At 46.8% G+C, this 19440-nt stretch carries 19 protein-coding genes; 12 read left to right on the top strand and 7 right to left on the bottom strand.

The window, feature by feature from the left end; translation table 11 throughout:
- The first annotated feature begins 121 nt into the window (after positions 1-121).
- The 7 genes from QQ055_RS00730 to atzD all read left to right on the top strand — a co-directional run bounded on the left by QQ055_RS00730 (position 122) and on the right by atzD (position 9527).
- The gene (locus QQ055_RS00730; protein ID WP_286004058.1) at positions 122-844 is read left to right on the top strand and encodes a cysteine hydrolase family protein; all 723 of its coding nucleotides are present in this window, start codon (positions 122-124) and stop codon (positions 842-844) included.
- Positions 845-1009: 165 nt separating this feature from the next.
- Positions 1010-2872 carry a CHASE2 domain-containing protein gene (locus tag QQ055_RS00735; protein ID WP_286004059.1) on the top strand — a complete coding sequence of 621 codons (1863 nt, stop codon included), beginning with the start codon at positions 1010-1012 and terminating at the stop codon, positions 2870-2872.
- Positions 2873-3360: 488 nt separating this feature from the next.
- Positions 3361-4233, top strand: coding sequence for a DUF928 domain-containing protein (locus QQ055_RS00740; protein WP_286004060.1), 873 nt, complete (start codon positions 3361-3363; stop codon positions 4231-4233).
- A 32-nt stretch (positions 4234-4265) separates the two neighbouring features.
- Positions 4266-4811 carry a hypothetical protein gene (locus QQ055_RS00745; protein ID WP_286004061.1) on the top strand — a complete coding sequence of 182 codons (546 nt, stop codon included), beginning with the start codon at positions 4266-4268 and terminating at the stop codon, positions 4809-4811.
- A 36-nt stretch (positions 4812-4847) separates the two neighbouring features.
- A complete protein-coding gene (locus tag QQ055_RS00750) occupies positions 4848-5384 on the top strand; it encodes a pentapeptide repeat-containing protein (protein ID WP_286004062.1) in 537 nt (178 codons plus the stop codon).
- An 87-nt stretch (positions 5385-5471) separates the two neighbouring features.
- Positions 5472-8297, top strand: coding sequence for a CHAT domain-containing protein (locus QQ055_RS00755; RefSeq protein ID WP_286004063.1), 2826 nt, complete (start codon positions 5472-5474; stop codon positions 8295-8297).
- Positions 8298-8465: 168 nt separating this feature from the next.
- Positions 8466-9527, top strand: coding sequence for a cyanuric acid amidohydrolase (atzD, locus tag QQ055_RS00760; protein WP_286004064.1), 1062 nt, complete (start codon positions 8466-8468; stop codon positions 9525-9527).
- Positions 9528-9768: 241 nt separating this feature from the next.
- On the opposite strand, the gene QQ055_RS00765 is transcribed toward atzD, so the two are convergent.
- Positions 9769-10311, bottom strand: a complete 543-nt coding sequence (locus QQ055_RS00765; RefSeq protein ID WP_286004065.1) for a hypothetical protein — start codon at positions 10309-10311, stop codon at positions 9769-9771.
- A gap of 92 nt (positions 10312-10403) precedes the next feature.
- Between QQ055_RS00765 and QQ055_RS00770 the strand changes: the two genes are divergently transcribed.
- The gene (locus QQ055_RS00770) at positions 10404-11219 is read left to right on the top strand and encodes an SPFH domain-containing protein (RefSeq protein WP_286004066.1); all 816 of its coding nucleotides are present in this window, start codon (positions 10404-10406) and stop codon (positions 11217-11219) included.
- A gap of 64 nt (positions 11220-11283) precedes the next feature.
- Here QQ055_RS00770 and QQ055_RS00775 read toward each other — a convergent pair whose 3' ends face one another.
- The 4 genes from QQ055_RS00775 to QQ055_RS00790 all read right to left on the bottom strand — a co-directional run bounded on the left by QQ055_RS00775 (position 11284) and on the right by QQ055_RS00790 (position 13992).
- A complete protein-coding gene (locus QQ055_RS00775; protein WP_286004067.1) occupies positions 11284-12258 on the bottom strand; it encodes a manganese catalase family protein in 975 nt (324 codons plus the stop codon).
- Positions 12259-12581: 323 nt separating this feature from the next.
- On the bottom strand, positions 12582-12968 hold the full coding sequence (locus tag QQ055_RS00780; protein ID WP_286004068.1) for an allophanate hydrolase-related protein: 387 nt from the start codon (positions 12966-12968) through the stop codon (positions 12582-12584).
- 2 nt (positions 12969-12970) lie between these two features.
- Complete coding sequence (locus QQ055_RS00785; protein WP_069967981.1) at positions 12971-13267, bottom strand: hypothetical protein; 297 nt, start codon at positions 13265-13267, stop codon at positions 12971-12973.
- A 32-nt stretch (positions 13268-13299) separates the two neighbouring features.
- Positions 13300-13992: a phosphoribosyltransferase gene (locus QQ055_RS00790; RefSeq protein ID WP_286004069.1), complete on the bottom strand. Its 693-nt coding sequence runs from the start codon at positions 13990-13992 to the stop codon at positions 13300-13302.
- A 195-nt stretch (positions 13993-14187) separates the two neighbouring features.
- Here QQ055_RS00790 and QQ055_RS00795 point away from each other — a divergent pair, with 195 nt between their 5' ends.
- The gene (locus QQ055_RS00795; RefSeq protein WP_286004070.1) at positions 14188-14892 is read left to right on the top strand and encodes a uracil-DNA glycosylase; all 705 of its coding nucleotides are present in this window, start codon (positions 14188-14190) and stop codon (positions 14890-14892) included.
- A gap of 28 nt (positions 14893-14920) precedes the next feature.
- On the opposite strand, the gene QQ055_RS00800 is transcribed toward QQ055_RS00795, so the two are convergent.
- Complete coding sequence (locus tag QQ055_RS00800; RefSeq protein WP_283360841.1) at positions 14921-15505, bottom strand: hypothetical protein; 585 nt, start codon at positions 15503-15505, stop codon at positions 14921-14923.
- Between the two features lie 451 nt (positions 15506-15956).
- The gene (cobU, locus tag QQ055_RS00805; RefSeq protein WP_069967985.1) at positions 15957-16502 is read right to left on the bottom strand and encodes a bifunctional adenosylcobinamide kinase/adenosylcobinamide-phosphate guanylyltransferase; all 546 of its coding nucleotides are present in this window, start codon (positions 16500-16502) and stop codon (positions 15957-15959) included.
- Between the two features lie 71 nt (positions 16503-16573).
- Between cobU and QQ055_RS00810 the strand changes: the two genes are divergently transcribed.
- The 3 genes from QQ055_RS00810 to QQ055_RS00820 all read left to right on the top strand — a co-directional run bounded on the left by QQ055_RS00810 (position 16574) and on the right by QQ055_RS00820 (position 19430).
- Positions 16574-17260, top strand: coding sequence for a hypothetical protein (locus QQ055_RS00810; RefSeq protein ID WP_069967986.1), 687 nt, complete (start codon positions 16574-16576; stop codon positions 17258-17260).
- A 115-nt stretch (positions 17261-17375) separates the two neighbouring features.
- On the top strand, positions 17376-18326 hold the full coding sequence (locus QQ055_RS00815) for a glycosyltransferase family 2 protein (protein ID WP_083263415.1): 951 nt from the start codon (positions 17376-17378) through the stop codon (positions 18324-18326).
- Between the two features lie 159 nt (positions 18327-18485).
- Entirely contained in the window at positions 18486-19430 is a 945-nt protein-coding gene (locus tag QQ055_RS00820; protein WP_069967988.1) for a glycosyltransferase family 2 protein, read from the top strand.
- The last annotated feature ends 10 nt before the right edge of the window (positions 19431-19440 follow it).

A 19440-nucleotide genomic window follows, 5' to 3' on the forward strand; every position in this document is an offset into this window, starting at 1 on the left:
AGTTGATAGTTATTAAGTTTTCCCCTTCTCCTCTTCCCCAACTCCTAACTCCTAATTCCCAATTCCCTTCTTCCCCAACCCCCAACTCCTAACTCCCAATTCCCTTCTTCCCCCCATTCCTATGACTACCATTGCGGCCCAACCTTACGAATACGAACTTCCAGAAGATTTGCAATGCTGCGCTTTAGTTATTATTGATATGCAGCGCGACTTTCTAGAACTGGGTGGTTTTGGAGATGCGTTAGGAAATGACGTAACTCGCCTACAAGCCATTGTCCCAACAGTTAAGCAACTGCTAGAAACCTTCCGCCAACTCAATCTCCCAATTATTCATACCCTAGAATGTCACAAACCGGATTTATCCGATTGTCCTCCTGCTAAACTACATCGAGGGAAAAGTAGCTTAAAAATTGGCGATGCTGGCCCAATGGGTCGAATTTTAATTGATGGCGAACCCGGCAATCAAATTATTCCAGAATTGACCCCTTTATCGGGAGAAATTGTCTTGACAAAATCCGGTAAAGGTGCATTCTGTCGTACAGATTTAGAGTTACAATTACACAGAAAAGGAATTACTCATTTACTCTTTACAGGCGTAACAACCGAAGTCTGCGTTCAAACCACCATGCGAGAAGCCAACGATCGCGGTTTTGAATGTCTTTTAATTGAAGACGCAACCGACAGTTACTTTCCAGAGTTTAAAATAGCCACCATTGAAATGCTACGCGCCCAAGGGGGAATCATCGGCTGGACAACAACCGCAGAGGAAGTTATCTCTGTTTTGAATCAATCTCTAAGCCCATTAGCAGTAACGTTAGGTCATCTGGAGAATAACAGCCGTTAGACTTAAGGGTCTCCGAGTGTAAATATCTACAGTATCCTGAAATCGAGTGCTGTGTGAGTGTATATTTGAGCTTAACTTTTTCTAGATTGCTCAAACTACCTCAACTCCTGTAGTCATATCCTGGGAACGGGAGAAGCACTCAAGAATTTCACTCTCGAAGTAGGTATGAAAGGAATAGTTCTCGCCGCAATTACCGTTACTACCTGGGTACTGGGAATACGCCATTTTGGGGGGATGCAATCTCTAGAAGTGGTTGTGTTTGATTGGATGATGCGATCGCGTCCCGATTCTGGAGTAGACGATCGGCTGTTAGTTGTTGAGATTAATGAGGTAGATATTGCTCAATTGCAGCAATGGCCGCCCTCGGATCGGGTTTTAGCACAACTGTTGCAACAACTACAACAGCATCAACCTCAAGCCATTGGTTTAGATTTGGTGCGCGATCGCCCCAACCCCCCCGGTTATGAGGAGTTAGTGGCACAATTGCAGCAACCCAATGTCATTGCTGTTACTAGTATCGGGAATATTAATCAGCGCGATCGCGTAGCTGCACCCCCTAGCATACCGGAAACCCAGGTTGGGTTCAATGATTTGCCCATCGATCCGGATGGCAGAGTTCGCCGCAATTTGATGTTTGCTTCCAATGATGAAACAACTCTGACTTCATTCTCGCTTCAGCTAGCACTCATCTATTTAGGAAATCAGGGAATTTATGAGCAGTTGACTGAGGCAAATGAGTATCAGCTAGGGCAAAAAGTATTTGCCAAGTTACAAAAGAATTCGGGAGGTTATCAAGCGATTGATTCGCGAGGGTATCAAATTCTGCTGAATTATCGTACTTCTGGGAGTATTGCGCGGAAAATCAGCATTACTCAGGTACTTCAGGGAGATTTCGAGCCAGAATGGGTACGGGATAAAATTGTATTAATTGGGGCAACAGCACCTACACTTAAAGATTTATTTTTTACCCCTTATAGTGCGGCAGAACATGGCAAGCAAATGCCTGGAGTTTTGGTTCACGCGCACATGACCAGCCAAATTATCAGTGCGGTTTTAGAGGAGCAGCCTTTGTTATGGTTTTGGTCAGAATGGGGAGAATATTTATGGATTTTGGCTTGGGCAACAGGGGGAGTAATTGTCGTTTTTTACATCCAACATCCTTTAGCTTTAGGGGGTAGTATTATTGCCCTTCTGGGTGTTTTAATTGGCATGAGTTATGGATTATTTACTCAAGCAGGATGGGTGCCAGTTGCTACGCCAGCTTTAGCATTTATGCTCGCAACTACAGCAGGAATTCTTAATAAAGTTCAGTTATCTTGGCAACAGCAACAAATGGTGATGAAGCTATTAGGTCAGCAAACCTCACCAGAGATTGCTAATGCACTCTGGAACTCGCGCGATCGCCTAGTTCAGTCGGGAATGTTACCCGCACAAACGCTGACAGCAACTATTTTATTTAGCGACCTGAAAAATTTTAGCACTTTAGCTGAGAAAAAGTTACCTGAAGAATTGATGGCTTGGTTAAATCCTTACCTCAGCGCAATGACAGAAGAAGTGTTAAATCATAACGGAATTGTAAATAAGTTTACAGGCGATGGAATCATGGCCGTATTTGGCGTTCCTGTGGCGCGCACTACCCCTGAAGAAATTGCTCAAGATGCTCAAAATGCTGTGAATTGTGCTTTAGTAATGGGCGCTTGCTTACAGCAATTTAACCAAAAATGGCAACAGCAAGGATTGCCAGAAGTGGGGATGCGAATTGGGATTTTCACAGGTTCTGTGACAGTAGGAAGTTTAGGCGGAAAACATCGTTTAGAGTATGGCGTAATTGGCGACAGCGTGAATGTTGCATCTCGGTTAGAAAGTTGTGAGAAAAAACGTCAGCCGGATTTGTGTCGGATATTGATTGCGCGTGAAACGCTGGAGTATCTTCAAGAGGATTTTCAGGTGGAATCTTGGGGAGAGTTGATATTGAAAGGGAGAGCTAATCCAGTAGAAGTCTATCGGGTTATTCGTCGCAATTCCTAATGATTAAAAATATGCACTTTAGCGGCTAAGTCAGTGAAAAAATCGATAATTTTGATATAAAAGCCGCTATAAATTCTGTTTTCAATCCCCTAGCACCCTCCAAAATTTCCTTAAAAAGGTAGAAGCCAGACGATGCTACGCCTGCAATTTCACGAGAGGCTTTGAGAAAATTCTCCCCTTTTTTAAGGAGGGCTGGGGGGATCTCAATTTGACAGAGAACTCTGAAAATCCACCCCTACAGGATTGTTGTATTGATTTGATTGAGTGAGGAAATGTACTCAGCAAATCGGTATTTTGGCTACTGAAATGACCCTTTTTGTTAAAAATCTGTAAACTTTACCCCCAGTTTTTAGTTCCCAGGGTTAACTTATTGAATATTTTGAGAAAGAATGAGAAATCAGGTCTGTCAGCAAGCTATGGTTTGCTAGGCAATGATTTTTGTCAGTTTCTCTTGATATTTGCTCGCTGTAGGAGAGGATAGACCGACAGTGTACTGGCTACCGAAACACCTTGGCATGACTGTGGTTGGTTTAGCATCGTTTCTGTATTTATCTGGGGTAGGTTTGCCTCAGTTGGTACTGGCCCAAATGTGGAGGCCAAATCGCGAAATAGAAAACTTACCGTCGAGGCAAAAACAAGCGATTCTGCGCCTGAGTGAGAAACAACAGACTAATCCAAGACTGTCGCAAAGTCCTCAACCGCCCCCTCGTCGCCCAGTTGTTCCACCCCTGAACCCAAATGACAATCCGCAAACCTCTCCAGGAAGCGTGCGAGATACTTGTGTCGTGGGCCAAAAACCACTGACTGCGGTGATTCCAGTAAAAGATAGGCAAACGGCACTCACCATTTCTGCTTATCCGACATTCTTTGTCTATGTGCCTGAAACTAGGGCGCAAGAAGCAGAGTTTATTCTGGTGGATACGATTGATGATTCTGTGGCGTATCAGACTAGGGTTCAATTGCCCAAAACTGCTGGGGTGATGAGTCTAAGCCTGCCGAGACGTGCGGATGTCAAGGGATTGCAAGCACAGAAGAATTATCGCTGGACGTTTGCCCTTGTCTGCAAAGCTGAAAACGGTGAGGAAAATACAGACAATTTTGTAAATGGTAATATCCAGCGCGTCAACCGTCCGGATGTTGAGATGCGGGCGCGGGAAGCGTCTGTGCAAGAGGTGCCATCTATCTACGCCAAAGAAGGATTTTGGCACGATTTGCTGGCGAGTTTAGCACAACTGCGGCGCGATAGCCCTAATAATGCGGATTTGGCGGACTCTTGGGCAAGGTTATTAAGTGATGTGGGGTTAGCGGATGTTGCCGGAGAACCTTTAGTTCCATCCAGAGTTCGTCCTAGTATTCGTTAGTTTTTAGGGTTCAAATAGGAGTGCAATGATAAATGGGCGAGCGACCTATCAACCCACAGGGCGCTGTTATCAGAGAGTACCAATACAAAGCTCCGCTCTGGATTATATTGTCAACTCTTTTTGTGTTTGGATTGGGAGCTTTTATTTGTTTTCATGAAGCTCTAAATAATAGTCAGGGGTTAATCCTCAAGCGTCGATTTAGTACCTTAGCAGAACTCTCTCCCGACCAATCTACAATTTTTTTCTGGGTTCTTGGCTTTTTTAGCCTTGCTGTGACGGTGTTGATGCTTGCTATAGGGGTGAGTCTATTCACTCAACAGCATCGCGTCCTAATTACAGCCAATGGAATTATTATGCCCAAATCTTTGTGGTCTTCCCAAATCGTGACTATTCCTTTTTCTGATATTACTAATCTGCAAATAATGCGTGCTAATGGGGCTATGACCTTTACTATATTTGTTGAGTCTAGGAAATATATAATCATCGATCTTTTCTTACGGCGAAAAGGAGATTTTGATGAAATGGTAGCACTAGTCAGTGAAGCAACTGGGTTCAGGCGATCCCAATCGGGCGAATAAAACGAATCGATAGCACTATATTTAGAGGGTTGCACGATGAATCAACGATTTGTAAATCAGAGCAATTTTCCTAAATTAGCTGGATTAATTAGGGGATGCGTTGCCCTAATGTGCGCTGTGGTTGGTTCGGGTTTTCTGATGTTGGTGGCAGAGGCAGAACAAGCGCCTAATTTTAGTAATTTTGCTGAACTGAGCGACCCAAATGCGGGGTTAAGGCTTTTACGAGCAAGGGGCTATTGCCGCGATTGTAACTTAGCTGGGCTAGATTTTAGAGGTGCAGACCTAGTGGGTGTCTACTTACAAAATACTAACTTAAGCGGTGCTGATTTAAGTGATGCCGATCTTTTTTATGCCAATCTATTGGGAGCTAATCTAAGTAGAGCTAATTTAGAAGGTGCTGATTTAGAAGGCGTTCTTCTATTTGAAGCTAATCTCAGCAATGCAAATCTGAGAAGGGCAAATCTCACCGATGCAAACCTCAGCAAAGCTAATTTAAGTGGAGCAAATCTTACCGAGGCTAATTTGTGCGGAGCCACTATGCCCGATCAAAGTATATCTAAGCAGGGTTGCTGATAAGTCATTGATACTTGAAAAATTTAATATAGGAATAATAAAGTGTTTAGCAATTTTGGAAACAACAAAAATAGCCATTTCTTAAAAATGACTATTACGGGAGCTGTTTTTATCTCATTATTGGGAGGAAAATATGAGTTTCCAGTAGAAGCGATGCAGAGCAAGCAAAACGATAGTTTTAACAGCTTTACTGAGTGGTGCCTTAATCGGGATAGACTTACAGAAGCGACAAGCTATACCGTTACGCTTCTGTTAGAGAAGGCTACTACGTATAACTGCGCGGAAGCAAATCAAGTCCTCTCCAGTCTCAGCGGACTCGATCTTTCAGATCGAGGAATTAGTGACTTAAGACCTTTATCATCTCTCAAAAATCTTACTTCCCTTTACCTTGGGGGCAATGAAATCGATGACTTCAGTCCATTAACCTACTTAACAAAACTCACCTTCCTCGATCTCAAGAATAAACCCAGCGATCCAAAAATATGCCCTGTTTCGTCAGCAACTATTTGTCATTTTTCAGATGATGGTGAAAAGCTTTATGAGCGAGGACAGCAGCAGTATTTTCAGGGTCAGTTTCAGTTAGCGATCGCGACCTTTCAAGAGGCTTTAAGCACTTATCAGAAAAATGGCGATCGCCTTCGAGAGGGTAAGGTACTCTATCAACTCGGAAATACTTTTTCCAGTTTGGGTCAATATGCCCAAGCTTTGAGCTTTTATCAGCAAGCTTTAGTAATTCATAAAAATTTTGGCGATCGCCCAGCAGGAAATGATACCTTAACGGGTATAGGTATTGTTTACAAGCAGATAGGTCAATATCAAAAAGCAATTCAGGTTTTAGAAAAATTGCCGTCTGAGCGATTTAAAGAAATCTGGAAATTTTACCCCGATGGTATTGATGAACTAGACATCAAAACCGCAGATTTTTTCCATAATCCTGCGGCAAGACCCGCTTACAAAATGGCTTGGTGTAAAACCACTCATCAAATTTTTAATAACTTAACTTCAATTCATATCAAGCTAGGAAACTATACTGAAGCATTAAAGTTAGCTAGACTAGCTTTGGCTTGTACAAGACTAGATGGCCCAGATGCTCAGTTTGATGCTAATTGGATTTTCCAAGAGGCTGAAAACCTCGATACCGTTGGAGTAACTTACCTCCGAATCGGCAACCGCAAGCGGGCGCTGGTATTTTTACAAAGAGCCTTAGAGCGAATGCGAGAAATTGGGAATAAAGCTGGAGAAGCTCGCGTTCTTAATCATCTTGGGGAATTATATTTCAATCAGGGAGATAAGCAGAAAGCCCTAGAATTCTATCAACAAGCTCTCCCCCTGCGCCAACAAGCAAACGACATTGCAGGGCAAGGCGAAACCCTCAACAACCTCGGCTTACTTTACTTCAATCAAAATCAATATACCGAAGCAGAAAAATATCTATTCGACGCCATCAAAGTCCTTGAAGCCCTACGCTCTGGATTGAAAGATGATGAGAAAATCGCCATCTTTGAAACCCAAACCATCACCTACCGTCTCCTGCAAAAGGTTCTAATCGCCCAAAATAAATATAACGAAGCCTTAGAAATATCCGATCGCGCGCGAGCCAGAGCCTTTGTTGAACTCTTAGCCCAACGCTTCAACGGCACCCAAGAGCAGCAAATTACCCCCCTCACCCTCCAACAAATTCAACGCATCGCCAAAGAACAAAACGCCACACTAGTTGAATACTCCCTCGTTTATGACGAATTCAACGTCAACGGAAAACGACAGCCTGAAGAATCAGAACTCTATATTTGGGTCATCCAACCCACCGGAGAAATTACCTTCCGCCGCACCAACCTCAAACCCCTGTGGCAACAGCAAAACACATCCTTAAACCAAATTGTAGGACAAGCCCGTTGCTTTGAAAACGACGCCTGCCGACAAACCTTAATTTCTTCGCGAGGTGTCGGAAATCTCCCAGAAGTTCGCCGTTCGCTCGCTCCTATTCGGTTCAATAACGCCATAGCCCAGACACTGGCGCTGTCCCAAGGACAACAACAAAACCGCCAGTTACAACAACTACATCAACTCTTAATCGAACCTATAGCCGACCTCTTACCCAAAGACCCCAACAACCGAGTCATTTTTATCCCCCAAAGTTCCCTCTTCCTCGCCCCCTTCCCCGCCTTGCAAGACGAAAATGGAACCTATCTCATTGAAAAACACACCATCCTCACTTCCCCCTCCATTCAAGTCCTCGACTTAACCCACCAGCAGCGACAAAAGCTTTCCCCCTCCATCCAAGAAGCCCTCGTCGTTGGCAACCCAACCATGCCTAAAATCTCTCTAAACTTTGGAGAACCGCCCCGACAATTATCTCCCCTTCCTGGTGCAGAAATCGAAGCCCAAGAAATCGCCAAACTCCTCAATACAACCCCGCTAATCGGCAATCAAGCCACGGAATCCGTTGTCGTGCAAAAGATGCCTCAATCTCGCATCATCCATCTTGCCACTCACGGTGCCTTCGATCCAGAGCGAGGCATCGGCAGTTGGATAGCCCTCGCCCCAGACTCCCTTACTAATACTGGACAAGGAATTGGAGACGGACTCCTTAAAGCGGAAGAAATTATCGATTTAAATCTCAACGCTGAATTAGTTGTGCTTTCCGCTTGCGACACAGCACAGGGGAAAATCACTGGCGATGGAATAGTGGGATTGTCCCGTTCTCTCATTTCCGCCGGAACATCCAGCGTCTTAGTGACCCTATGGAAAGTAGACGATAATGCTACTGCCTTTTTAATGCAGGAATTTTATCAAAATTGGCAAAATAGCCCGGATAAAGCCCAAGCGTTACGTCAGGCAATGCTCGCCACAAAACAGGAATATTCTCACCCAACTTACTGGGCCGCATTTACTCTGATTGGTGAAGCTGAGTAAGACCTGAGAAACCGGGTTTCTTGCCAATTTATTAACTCAATCTTTTTTTGACTATGACCCATACAATTCATTCCAGTTGAGGCAAAAGAATGAGTACCTTGTTTAATGCAAGAGGTGATAGAACGCTATTCATTCGAGATACTTCTACAGTAAAAAATAGCAACAATTATGAAAATTAAAGTTTTCAAGGTTTCTCAAAGTTCTCCTGACGATCTTTTGGGTTTAGAACGATTGGTTCGAGAGGGAAAATTAAACTTATCGCAGATTGTGGCAATTTTGGGGAAGACTGAAGGGAATGGGTGCGTGAATGATTTTACGCGGGGGTTTACGACTCAAACCTTAAAGCATTATCTGCAAGCGAAAGTGAGTCCAGAGTTTGCTAAAAGTGTGATTTACGTGATGTCAGGAGGAACTGAAGGGGTTTTGAGTCCGCATCTTACTATTTTTACTCGCGAAGAAACTCAACCTACCGATAACTTGCATTGGGGTTTGGTTTTGGGGACTAGCCGGACTCGCGATTTTCTCCCTGAAGAAATTGGGACGCTGACGATGGTTCAAGTAGTAGCAGAATCGGTTAGACAAGCGATGAATTCAGCGGGTTTAGAACCCCAAAACGTGCATTTTGTCCAGATTAAATGTCCGTTAATTGCGGCTTCGCGTACTGGTAGCCAGCAAAATTTGAAAACGCACAATAGCTATCAGTCAATGGCTTATTCGCGAGGGGCTTCGGCTTTGGGGGTTGCAGTAGCGTTGGGAGAAATTCCCCTGGAACGCATTGCTGAAAGCGATATTTGTGCTAACTATTCTCTCTATTCTTCTGTGGCTTCCACTTCGGCGGGGGTGGAGTTGCAAAACTGCGAAATTATAGTGTTAGGAAATTCCCCCCAGTCTGCTAGCAATTATGTTATCCATCACAGCGTTATGCAACACGCTTTAGATACCACCGCCATCCAGCAAGCGATTCAAGGTACGCAACAGCCGATAACTCAAATTGTGAATATTTTTGCCAAAGCAGAAGCCGATCCTGCGGGTTCAATTCTCAATCGCCGCCACACGATGCTGGATGACTCGGATATCAATCATACGCGCATGGCTAGGGCGGTTGTGGGGGCTGTGGTGGCCTCAGTGGTACAAGATCCGATGGTGTATGTGTCTGGGGGTAGCGAACACCAGGGGCCGCCAGGAGGGGGGCCTGTGGCGGCGATCGCTCTAATTTTAGCAGCTCAGTAATAGCGATCGCTTTCCCCAACACTCTCTTGTCAGGAGATTGAGCTAAGTTGTTAAGGGCTGAGTGTGATGTAGAGGGAGTTAATTATTGATAGGATGGGTCAAACCCTCCTGAAAGCCATTAAACATTTGTAGATGTTGGGTTTCCTAGCGTCAACCCAACCTACTAGCTTATTTCCGAAGAAATAGCAGTCTGGGTGTAAAACGAAATCTTAGAGAGCCATTAGGATTTAATTTCAATTTATTAATAAACCAGGCGAAACTCCTCCCAAGGTGTAGATGCTTTTCCTCTCCAAAGTCCTTTTATAGTGGCTCCGTGATAGATTTTTCTTACAGTCTCTCGATTTTCATAAGTGAATCGAACGCAGTATCGACCTGGACTAAGATCGCCAACAAATTTCCAAACACCACCGAAATCTGCATTACCTCCAAGCCCAAACTTGTCTTGATAGCAGTAAAAATCGCCATCAACAAAGAAAGTCAAACTCTCATTTGGTATTGCTAATAAAAAATCATCTTCTTGCGGGATTTTAACACCATTTACACCACTCCAAGTGCGATGTATTACTGTCCCCTTGGCATCTTGAAGTTCTGGCATCAAGCCAAAGAATATAAAGCGGTAGGAAATTTCCGTGCAATTCGTAACTCTAATTCCGAATTGTACAGGAGTTTTCTCACCGTGTTTTGTAGGAATGATGATCTCGCACTCTGGCACTAAGGTTTCAAAGCGGATGCCATCTACTTCAACAGTTTTGCTCTTAGGCGATTTTCTTTTTCTAGATGCCATGTTGACTGACTTCTCTATCCAAGCTGCGATCGCCTCTACCCACGCGCCCGCCAATACACTAGAGTTAAGATAACTCCACTCAGCCTTTCCCCATGCTGCAAGCTTTTCTGGCGATTCTGGCGTTAATTTCTGCCATTGGTTTGGTCGGTTCAATTCGCGTGATCAAAGAAGCCCACGAAGCTCTGGTTGAACGATTAGGGCGTTACCATCGCCGTCTCAAACCCGGTCTTAACTTTATTGTGCCGTTCATCGAAACCATTGTAATTGAAGCCTTGATGAGCGAACGGGTGCTAGAGGTTCCCCCGCAACAAGCGATTACCAAAGATAGCGTATCGCTCAAAGCTGACGCGGTGGTTTACTGGCAAATCCTTGACTTGCGACGCGCCTACTATGCGATTGATAACGTAGAAATGGGGATTAGAAACCTGATTTTGACCATGTTGCGTTCTGATATTGGTCAAATGAACCTCGATGAAACCTTTGCTTCGCGTAAAGAAATCAACCAGTCGCTGTTGCGCCAACTTGATGAAGGAACCGGAACTTGGGGAGTCAAAATTACGCGGGTAGAAGTGCGAGACATTACGCCAGCCAAAACGGTGATTGATTCAATGGAGTTGGAACGGGCGGCCGAAATTCGCAAGCGGGCTGCAATTCTGGATGCTCAAGGGAGTGCAGAATCAATGGAAATTCTCGCTCAAGCCTTGAAGTTAGACCCCAATAGCCGCGAATTTCTGAAGTTCTTGGTGGCGCAACGCTATGTAGAAGCCAACCAAAAGTTAGGGGAAAGTCCAAACTCCAAAGTCGTCTTTATGGACCCCAAAGCCTTAACCCATGCAATGGCAGAATTAATTGAAGGTCAGCCTTATACGGGTGAAAGTGACACCAATGGCAACAGTTCTCACCGATAGCTGCAAAAATAGAAACCCGGTTTCTTGAGGAGAAACCGGGTTAATCATTTGGGGTTAGGCAAATCTAACGGTCTTGAACTTTGTTAGGGCCTGTTGGCGTTGATTGAGGATAGCTAGACCATTGGTTAGGACCTTTCCCAATAGCGGCTTTAATTTCTTCGCTGCGTTGCTTTCCGAGTTTGCGACCCATTTCTTTAGCTTGTTCTGGGGTGCGCTGGGTGCCTTTTACGGGTTGGTTGACTAAGCCTTGGGTTTCGATGACGTGTTCTTTGGGGTTCTCGACATATTCCCAGCTTTCGCCATTTTCCCAAGTTCCTTGACCTTGGTTCCAAGGGCCGCGCACGCTGGCACCGTTAGACATATTCATGTAGATGTGGGTATAACGGGGGTCGCCTTGAAGGACGCCGGGAGGGAAGTTCGGCTGAATAGTGTCTAAGGCAGCTTCAAACATCTTGAAGTGGGAAACTTCCCGCGTCATCAGGAAACCGAGGGTTTCTTTTACATAAGGATCGTCGGTGAATTGCATTAATTGTTCGTAAACAAGTTTGGCGCGAGATTCAGCCGCAATATCTGAACGTAAGTCTACGCTAAGGTCGCCATTGGCATTCACATAAGAACCCGACCAGGGGGTTCCTTGGCTATCGGTGAGTCTGGGGCCGCCACCGGAAAGCACTAAAAATTGAGGGTTGGTTAGCGCTTGGTGAATCATCTGTTCCTTCTCCATGTTGCCGCTGAAGAAGTTGGTAATCATGTTGCTATCGGCGGCATTTTTCAATTCGCCGTTTACGCCATCTAAGAGTAAAGTAATGGTGGCTCCAACTATTTCTAAGTGACTTAATTCTTCGGTGGCAATATCCATCAGCATATCGTATTTATCGGGATAGGGCTGACGGGCTGAAAAGGCTTGAACAAAATACTGCATGGCGGCTGCAAGTTCGCCGTTGGGGCCGCCAAATTGTTCGAGCAGTAAGCCAGCAAACCGAGGGTCTGCGCCGGATACGCGCACGTTAAATTGTAATTCTTTGACGTGATGAAACATTGAAAAGTCCTTTGGTTTTGAATCAACTCTGGGTTTCCGATGGAGAAGTCTGACGAGCAGGGAATTATATTTACTACTTCATCGCAGATTAGAGCGAACGTACTCTATCAAAAGTATTTATTTGTTAGGGTTAGGATAATTTGAGTTGCAAGTTTGCCCGCTCAAAGGCAGTTAGGGTAAGGGGGAGGCGAATTTAGCGATCGCCCTGGTTGTAGCGCTCTCTTAACCGATAACTGTTGCAAACAATTGCCAATTTTACTAACTTGAGACGGATGAAAAAGCAGACTAATGCAATAGCAGATCTTGACTCCAAGAATTCCTTCTTATTTTTGCTGCTGAGAAATATAGCTGCGCCAACCCCCAAATTGGGTAATTTCTAATTGTCCTTCACAAAGGAAGGGTTCGCCTAAAACACCGAGGACTTCTTCACCGTCTTGGAGGCGAATTTTGCCAATCGTTAAACCTGGAGGTTCTTTGAGGAGAATTTCGCTTAAGCCTGTAGGGGAAACCTGCCACACCTCTAGAGCGATCGCGCTTCCTCCAGTTTGGGTGCGGATCATCGCCGGATAGCGATCGCCAATACTCCACAACCGATAGCAAGGTTCTGTCCAAGCCTCGCGGACAAATATAGCCCCAACCGCTAGCAGATTGCCATTGAGTTCTAACCCCCGCATCAGGGTACCATTAACCGCTAGATGAAGATCGCTCATAGCTACAGGTAATGGGCCACATCCACAAAGCTACAAATGCTGATGATTAATAATAACAGGGCGCTGGCTCGCACCACTTGAGCATGGGGAGAAGGCGCGATCGCTTCTCGGACAAGCGTTGTGGTTGCTAACCCCACAGCATAACTCGAACCCAACACTAAATAGGGCCATTGCTGTTCGATCAACCAAACCGCTAGCCAACCCACGGCAGAAATTGAGAGAACCAAATCCACGCATTGCACGGGATGATCTAAGGTTGATTGCAGAAAAGTCTGCCACCAAAAACGCCACCATCGCATAACGGAATTGCTCAATTGATTACGTCTGGATCTTACCCAGTGTATCGCCATTTTTCTTGCTGCTGTAGGCAGGCGAGCGCCTCTGCCATCTCTACCTGGGGAAAATACCGATAAAATCGACTGACGCTATAGAACGGATCGGGAGTAGCCAAAACGATAACGCGATCGCTCCAAGCCTGCAAATCAGGCATTAAACTTTGAGGCGCTACAGGCGTACAAATCCAGATTTGGGCGGGGTTTTGGGTTCGCACGGCCTTCACCGCAACAGCCATTGTCATTCCGGTGGCAATGCCATCATCTACAATTAGAGCGATCGCGCCGGTTGCTGTCTGTGAGGGACACCAAGGGGCCAGTTGAACCCATTGATCTTGCGCTTTCTTTTGCGCCTTCAGCCGCCAGAGATCGCGCAGAGTTAAGCGATGGGGCGTCATGCGAGTTAAAATATGAGCCAGTTTCCGACCTGCCCACAGCACTTGACCATCCGCCGTCACTGCACCGATCGCTAATTCTGGGTTTTTGGGTCGCGTAATTTTTTTTGCCACGATCGCGCTTAACGGACAGCGTAACTGTTGAGCAATCGGCTCGGCAATCGGCAAACCCCCCCTAGGCAAAGCATACACAATCGGTAAAGCTTGCTCGGTGTTGGGGGGAAATTCGGCTGCAATGACACTCGCGAGTTGTTGACCCGCTTCAGCGCGATCGCGAAAGAGAACGCCAGATGACATGATTGCTTAAAATAGAATTCGCCTAGTCTTGATTTCCATATTGGCTGATTTTGAACGAAATCCCCGGAAATCAAGGGAATGTTAAAATTTCAACCGCAAGCCTTGCTCACATTCAGTCCCCGCGCCTATTGAGAAACCTCAATACGCGAAGCGATTCTTGCAAGAATCGAGCAATTGTCATCTATGTAGATCCTCATGGCCAGCGACGAGCAACTGAACCTATTCGATCCGGTTTCGTTTAGCGAACCGGCATCTGCACCGGGATTTCAACCCGAACTGATTCCCACAAGTGCCAAAATTCCCATCCCGCCTGGAACTTATCGCAGTACCCAAGAACTGTTTCCCCACTGCGATCGCTGTTTTCGGTGCGGCTTAGGCAACACCCGCACCCACGCCGTTGTCGAACGGGGAAATCCCCAAGCGCCCATCATGATTATCGGCGAAGGGCCCGGACAAAATGAAGACGAACAGGGCTTACCTTTTGTGGGCAAATCCGGTCAACTTTTAGAAAAGATTCTCGCCTCCGTCGAACTCGATACTAGTCGCGATGTCTATATCTGCAACATCGTCAAGTGTCGTCCTCCGGAAAACCGCAAACCCACCGCCGCCGAAATTGCTGCTTGCAAACCCTACTTGCTCGAACAAATTCGTCTGGTAGACCCCAAAATTATCCTCTTAACTGGGGCTACCTCCCTGCAAGGTTTGCTGGGCGAAAAACGCGGGATTACCAAAATTCGCGGCGAGTGGATGGAATGGGAAGGACGCTTATGTATGCCGATTTTTCACCCGGCTTATCTCCTGCGTAACCCTTCGCGAGAAACCGGCAGCCCAAAATGGTTGATGTGGCAAGATATCCAAAATGTCAAAAACAAATTAGACGAAATTCGCGCGACTTCCTAACGCCGCAGATCCTTAAGCGAATTTGGGGCTACCTGACCCTATTCCAATTGGGGTAGCCTTGGGCAGGTTTTGTGGGGCGGTGTTCTTTGGGCAGTGAGTCATTGGCATCGTCTGGCACAGCAGCTTCTGGGCAACCACATAAGGGGATTTCTCCAATCGGGCAAGCGGGTAGCGTTTCTTCCTCAGCTTGTCCGGTTTTGAGACGAAACACTAAGCGATCGCGAATTTGGCTGAGTTGCGTTTGGTTATCAACAGCCGATCGTGGTAAAGGAACTTCATTATTCGGCCAGCTTGGCAAATCGCTACAGGGACAGCTTTCAGGCGGCATTCCCACCATCCGCGAGGGGATGGGGAGGGTACACCGGCTGCATACCACCAATTCCCATTCGGGCTTGAGCAGTTCGGTAATGGTTTCGTTCGTGCCATCTAAAAAGCAGTCTCCTGACTGGGGAGAGGTAATCGTCTGCCAGCATTGTTCAAACGCTTCGCTGTAGCCATTTCCCTCAAAAATCGGGCGGGGCAACAGGGCTTGGTTGGTGTGGCTAACAATCACCTTTTTTCCAAGCTGAAACCAATAGGCTAAATATTGTTTAACTTGCGTTTCTGATGCCATAATCCGCCTACAACTCCGTGCAATTTCCTGGTGTCTGGTTGACCTATCCACTGGGGATAGGGCTTTAATTATGAAGTTAGGTCACAATCTGTTTCTGAGTTCAAACTTTTAGTCATTAAAATCCGAAAGTCTTAATAATAGAAAGCTAAGACTCAAAAGCATTTGATAGTTATATCCTAGCTTTTGCCGCCCTCAATCCAGCCGAGAAGAAAGGTTTAATTATTGTTAAGTTATCAAACAAACCGATAGAAAATCGTCTATCGAATGGCGGGTTCAGAGCCAAGATATAGCAAAGTGCTAAGTAAGTTCCGAGTTCCGAGAGAGGAAAGGAGTGCTAAGTGCTGAGTTCCGTAGCTACTCAGTAGTGGTGTTTCAAGTGGGTAGCAGAGTACAAAGCAAGAAGTTTAAAGTCACCAAAAAATAGGCTTTCTTCCCCCATCCCCCCATCTCCCTAAAGGCGATCGCCCAAGGGCGTTCCCAACTGCGACAGATTGAGAACATATCCCCCCGTAACTAAATCGACCCGATGGGCGATCGCGCTCAGGCGGCGCACCAAATTCCCCAGGCGATCGCGAAACAACCGCCCCATTGGATAAGCTGGAACCACCCCCCAGCCCGTTTCCTCCGCCACCCAGATCGAATCCGCCTCCGTTTGAGCCAAGCTTTCCAGTAACTCCGCTTGGATCGCCTGCCATTGGCTTTCCTCTTCGGGTAAAAAATTCGCCAGCCAAGTTCCCAAAGAATCCACCAACAGACAATCGGAAGCTGGCGTTACCCTCAGCGTTGCGGCCAACTCCGCACTCACCTCCAGAGTTTGCCAACTTGCGGGGCGGCGCTGCTGATGGGCCGCAATGCGCTGTTGCCATTCGCGATCCTGGGGATCTAGGGTGGCAGTTGCCACATAAACGACAGATTTTCCGGTTTGTTGAGCTAAAGACTCAGCCCACTCGCTTTTACCCGACCGAGCCGGGCCCGTCACTAAAATAATTTGTCCCATTGCGATTGTTGTCTAGACCTTTGGGGAATTTTAAGGTAACAACTAAATAGGCACTCAATCTGGGCAGTCCGATGAAACCTGAACTGAAGCGAATCGAGGCAACATTAGATCGTATCTCAAGCGATAACAATCGTACCGCCTCGGCGTCGCCAACCTACTCCTTTCAGTTGCTTCCTGCAACTCCAGACAAAAAAGCATGGCCCAAGCGGGAAGAATCGGGTAAAACCCCAAGCCTTCCCAAACTGAAAACCCCTAGCTTTAGCACCCACCAAAATGCGGCCAACCCCGCCTTAGCCGTTAGCTTGCTGACTCAAATTCAAGAAATTGCTCAAGGTTGGCAAGACGAGCTACAGCAGACCGTCCGCAGCGTCCAAGATCTATATTTAGAAGGGCCGATTGTCGATGGTTGGCTCGAATCTGACCCGCAATCGTTTGAAACCTCAGAAATCCGCAAAACGGCAAGCGATCGCTTAATGGACTATAAAGCCGTCGCCCAACAAGCAGGCGGTCAGGTGGTCTACGAAACGCGAGGCGCAGGCTATCGCCTCTGCGGGTTAGGAGAAGATGGACAATTATGGTTTCGTCCCTGCCCGCCCGAACAAGTCCCTAGCGTAAGTTTAGCGATCGCGCGTTACCAAAAACTCCGCCAACTCCTAGCCCGCAAGCAATACCTAGAAACCCGCCTGTCGCAGTTGGCAGAAACGCTCGTCATTTTGCACGGCCATCTCCAAGACGAGCAAAAAACCAAAGCAGATTGAGGCAAACTTGCAATTGAAGCTTGAGTTGTCTGGTGTTGCAAGCCATCCCCAACAGCCCTGCTGAATCTACTGTCGTTAAAGGGTGCAAGCGTTCTTTAGACCTAACCGCGAATCTATGAATACTCCCCAAATTTCCGCGATTATCTGCACCCATAACCGAGATAGCTATCTTGGGGCGGCGATTGATAGTTTATTGGCGCAAGAGTTCCCCCATTTTGAGGTCATTGTCGTGGACAATGCCTCAAGCGATCGCACGGCGGAAGTAATTGCCGAACGCGCCTCCCATCCCCGCCTCAAGTCTGTTTACGAACCCGTGACGGGGCTATCTATTGCCCGCAATACCGGGGCAAACCACGCCCAAGGGGAAATCCTTGCCTATTTAGATGATGATGCGATCGCAACGCCCCAATGGTTAAGCATCTTATATGCAGCCTACCAAGCCGAGGAAAAATTAGCGATCGCCGGGGGCAAAGTCACCCTCATTTGGCCCGAAGGCATCACAGCCCCCCCTTGGCTATCAGGTAGTTTAGCCGGAAATTTAGGCGCGTATGACTTGGGAGATCGACCCGTTTCAATCGAAAACCCCGGTTTAACCCCACGGGGGCTGAACTATTCCATTCGCCGTTCTTTCCTCGAACAAATTGGCGGCTTCGATCCCAACCTCGGACGGGTGGGTAAAAAGTTACTGTCTAATGAAGAATTAATGATGACTGAGTTAGCCTTAAAACTAGGCTGGCAAGTCCTCTATCTTCCAGAAGCCCTCGTTGCCCATAATGTTGCTCCAGAACGCGTAAACCGTCAATGGTTCCTCAGCCGCAGTTGGTGGCAAGGGATTAGCGAATGTTACCGCGAAGAACTCGCAGGCCGAACGGGGGCCGGACAATTGCGTCGGGGAGGCGAACGTTTGCTGCGAGGTCTTTATAAATCGGTTAAATACTTTAGCGATCCTGCCCAACGATTCGATAACTTAGTATATGCTTACGGTCAAATCGGTTACTTGAGCGTCGCAATTCCGGGTTTGCTTAAACGTCCCGAATCTCACCCCGCCGCTAGTATAGTTGACTGACCGCTGCTCGCGCTGACCCTGTGTTGCAATTCGATTTTGTCATCTGGAGGTTGTTTGCATCCTGACGCCTTAAGCTAGCGCATTGCACCCTAGAAACGATCGCACTCTGTAGTGTCTATTAATTTGTTCGCTTGTTGTTTGCATACTGGGTAAATCACCATGAGTCCCGCAACCTCTAAACTTCCAGTTTCTGTTTTAATTCCTGCCAAAAACGAAGAAGCTAATCTTCCCGCTTGTTTGCAGAGTGTAGCGAGAGCGGATGAAGTCTTTGTGGTGGATTCGCAAAGTAGCGATCGCTCTGAAGAGATTGCTAAAAGCTTTGGCGCTCAAGTCGTCCAGTTTCACTTTAACGGTCACTGGCCGAAAAAGAAAAACTGGGCCTTAGAAAACTTGCCCTTCCGCAACGAATGGGTGTTAATTGTGGATTGCGACGAACGCATTACCCCCGAATTGTGGGACGAAATTGCGATCGCCATCCAAAACCCCGAATATAACGGTCACTACCTCAACCGTCGCGTCTTCTTCCTCGGTCGCTGGATACGCCACGGCGGACGCTACCCCGATTGGAATATGCGCCTATTTAAACATAAATCGGGACGCTACGAGAACCTCGGCACCGAAGGCATCCGCAACACCGGAGATAACGAAGTTCACGAACACGTCATCCTTGAAGGACAAGCCAGCTATCTCAAAAACGATATGCTGCACGAAGACTTCCGCGACATCTACGAATGGTTAGCCCGCCACAACCGCTACTCCAACTGGGAAGCCCGCGTCTATTACAATATCCTCCAAGGCAAAAACGACAGCGACACCATTGGCGCAGACTTATTTGGCAATGCCGTTCAGCGCAAGCGCTTCTTAAAGAAAATTTGGGTACGCCTGCCCTTTAAACCCACCCTGCGATTTATCCTCGTCTATTTCCTCCGCCTCGGCTTCCTTGATGGCATCCCCGGCTACATCTACTCGCGCTTGCTGAGTCAATACGAATATCAAATCGGCGTCAAGCTATACGAGTTACGTAAATTTGGCGGAAAACTCAATGTCTCCGAGTCAGCCGTCGTCACCCCTCCCGCCATGCCACAACCCGATACCTCTTCTTAATCCTCTCTCC

The organism is Geitlerinema calcuttense NRMC-F 0142, assembly GCF_030285425.1.

What these genes read in the sequence shown, in the direction of transcription:
- QQ055_RS00730 (WP_286004058.1), top strand. Translation starts at nt 122, where the DNA reads ATGACTACCATTGCGGCCCAACCTTACGAATACGAACTTCCAGAAGAT.
- QQ055_RS00735 (WP_286004059.1), top strand. Translation starts at nt 1,010, where the DNA reads ATGAAAGGAATAGTTCTCGCCGCAATTACCGTTACTACCTGGGTACTG.
- QQ055_RS00745 (WP_286004061.1), top strand. Translation starts at nt 4,266, where the DNA reads ATGGGCGAGCGACCTATCAACCCACAGGGCGCTGTTATCAGAGAGTAC.
- QQ055_RS00750 (WP_286004062.1), top strand. Translation starts at nt 4,848, where the DNA reads ATGAATCAACGATTTGTAAATCAGAGCAATTTTCCTAAATTAGCTGGA.
- QQ055_RS00755 (WP_286004063.1), top strand. Translation starts at nt 5,472, where the DNA reads ATGACTATTACGGGAGCTGTTTTTATCTCATTATTGGGAGGAAAATAT.
- atzD (WP_286004064.1), top strand. Translation starts at nt 8,466, where the DNA reads ATGAAAATTAAAGTTTTCAAGGTTTCTCAAAGTTCTCCTGACGATCTT.
- QQ055_RS00765 (WP_286004065.1), bottom strand. Translation starts at nt 10,311, where the DNA reads ATGGCATCTAGAAAAAGAAAATCGCCTAAGAGCAAAACTGTTGAAGTA.
- QQ055_RS00770 (WP_286004066.1), top strand. Translation starts at nt 10,404, where the DNA reads ATGCTGCAAGCTTTTCTGGCGATTCTGGCGTTAATTTCTGCCATTGGT.
- QQ055_RS00775 (WP_286004067.1), bottom strand. Translation starts at nt 12,258, where the DNA reads ATGTTTCATCACGTCAAAGAATTACAATTTAACGTGCGCGTATCCGGC.
- QQ055_RS00780 (WP_286004068.1), bottom strand. Translation starts at nt 12,968, where the DNA reads ATGAGCGATCTTCATCTAGCGGTTAATGGTACCCTGATGCGGGGGTTA.
- QQ055_RS00785 (WP_069967981.1), bottom strand. Translation starts at nt 13,267, where the DNA reads ATGCGATGGTGGCGTTTTTGGTGGCAGACTTTTCTGCAATCAACCTTA.
- QQ055_RS00790 (WP_286004069.1), bottom strand. Translation starts at nt 13,992, where the DNA reads ATGTCATCTGGCGTTCTCTTTCGCGATCGCGCTGAAGCGGGTCAACAA.
- QQ055_RS00795 (WP_286004070.1), top strand. Translation starts at nt 14,188, where the DNA reads ATGGCCAGCGACGAGCAACTGAACCTATTCGATCCGGTTTCGTTTAGC.
- QQ055_RS00800 (WP_283360841.1), bottom strand. Translation starts at nt 15,505, where the DNA reads ATGGCATCAGAAACGCAAGTTAAACAATATTTAGCCTATTGGTTTCAG.
- cobU (WP_069967985.1), bottom strand. Translation starts at nt 16,502, where the DNA reads ATGGGACAAATTATTTTAGTGACGGGCCCGGCTCGGTCGGGTAAAAGC.
- QQ055_RS00810 (WP_069967986.1), top strand. Translation starts at nt 16,574, where the DNA reads ATGAAACCTGAACTGAAGCGAATCGAGGCAACATTAGATCGTATCTCA.
- QQ055_RS00815 (WP_083263415.1), top strand. Translation starts at nt 17,376, where the DNA reads ATGAATACTCCCCAAATTTCCGCGATTATCTGCACCCATAACCGAGAT.
- QQ055_RS00820 (WP_069967988.1), top strand. Translation starts at nt 18,486, where the DNA reads ATGAGTCCCGCAACCTCTAAACTTCCAGTTTCTGTTTTAATTCCTGCC.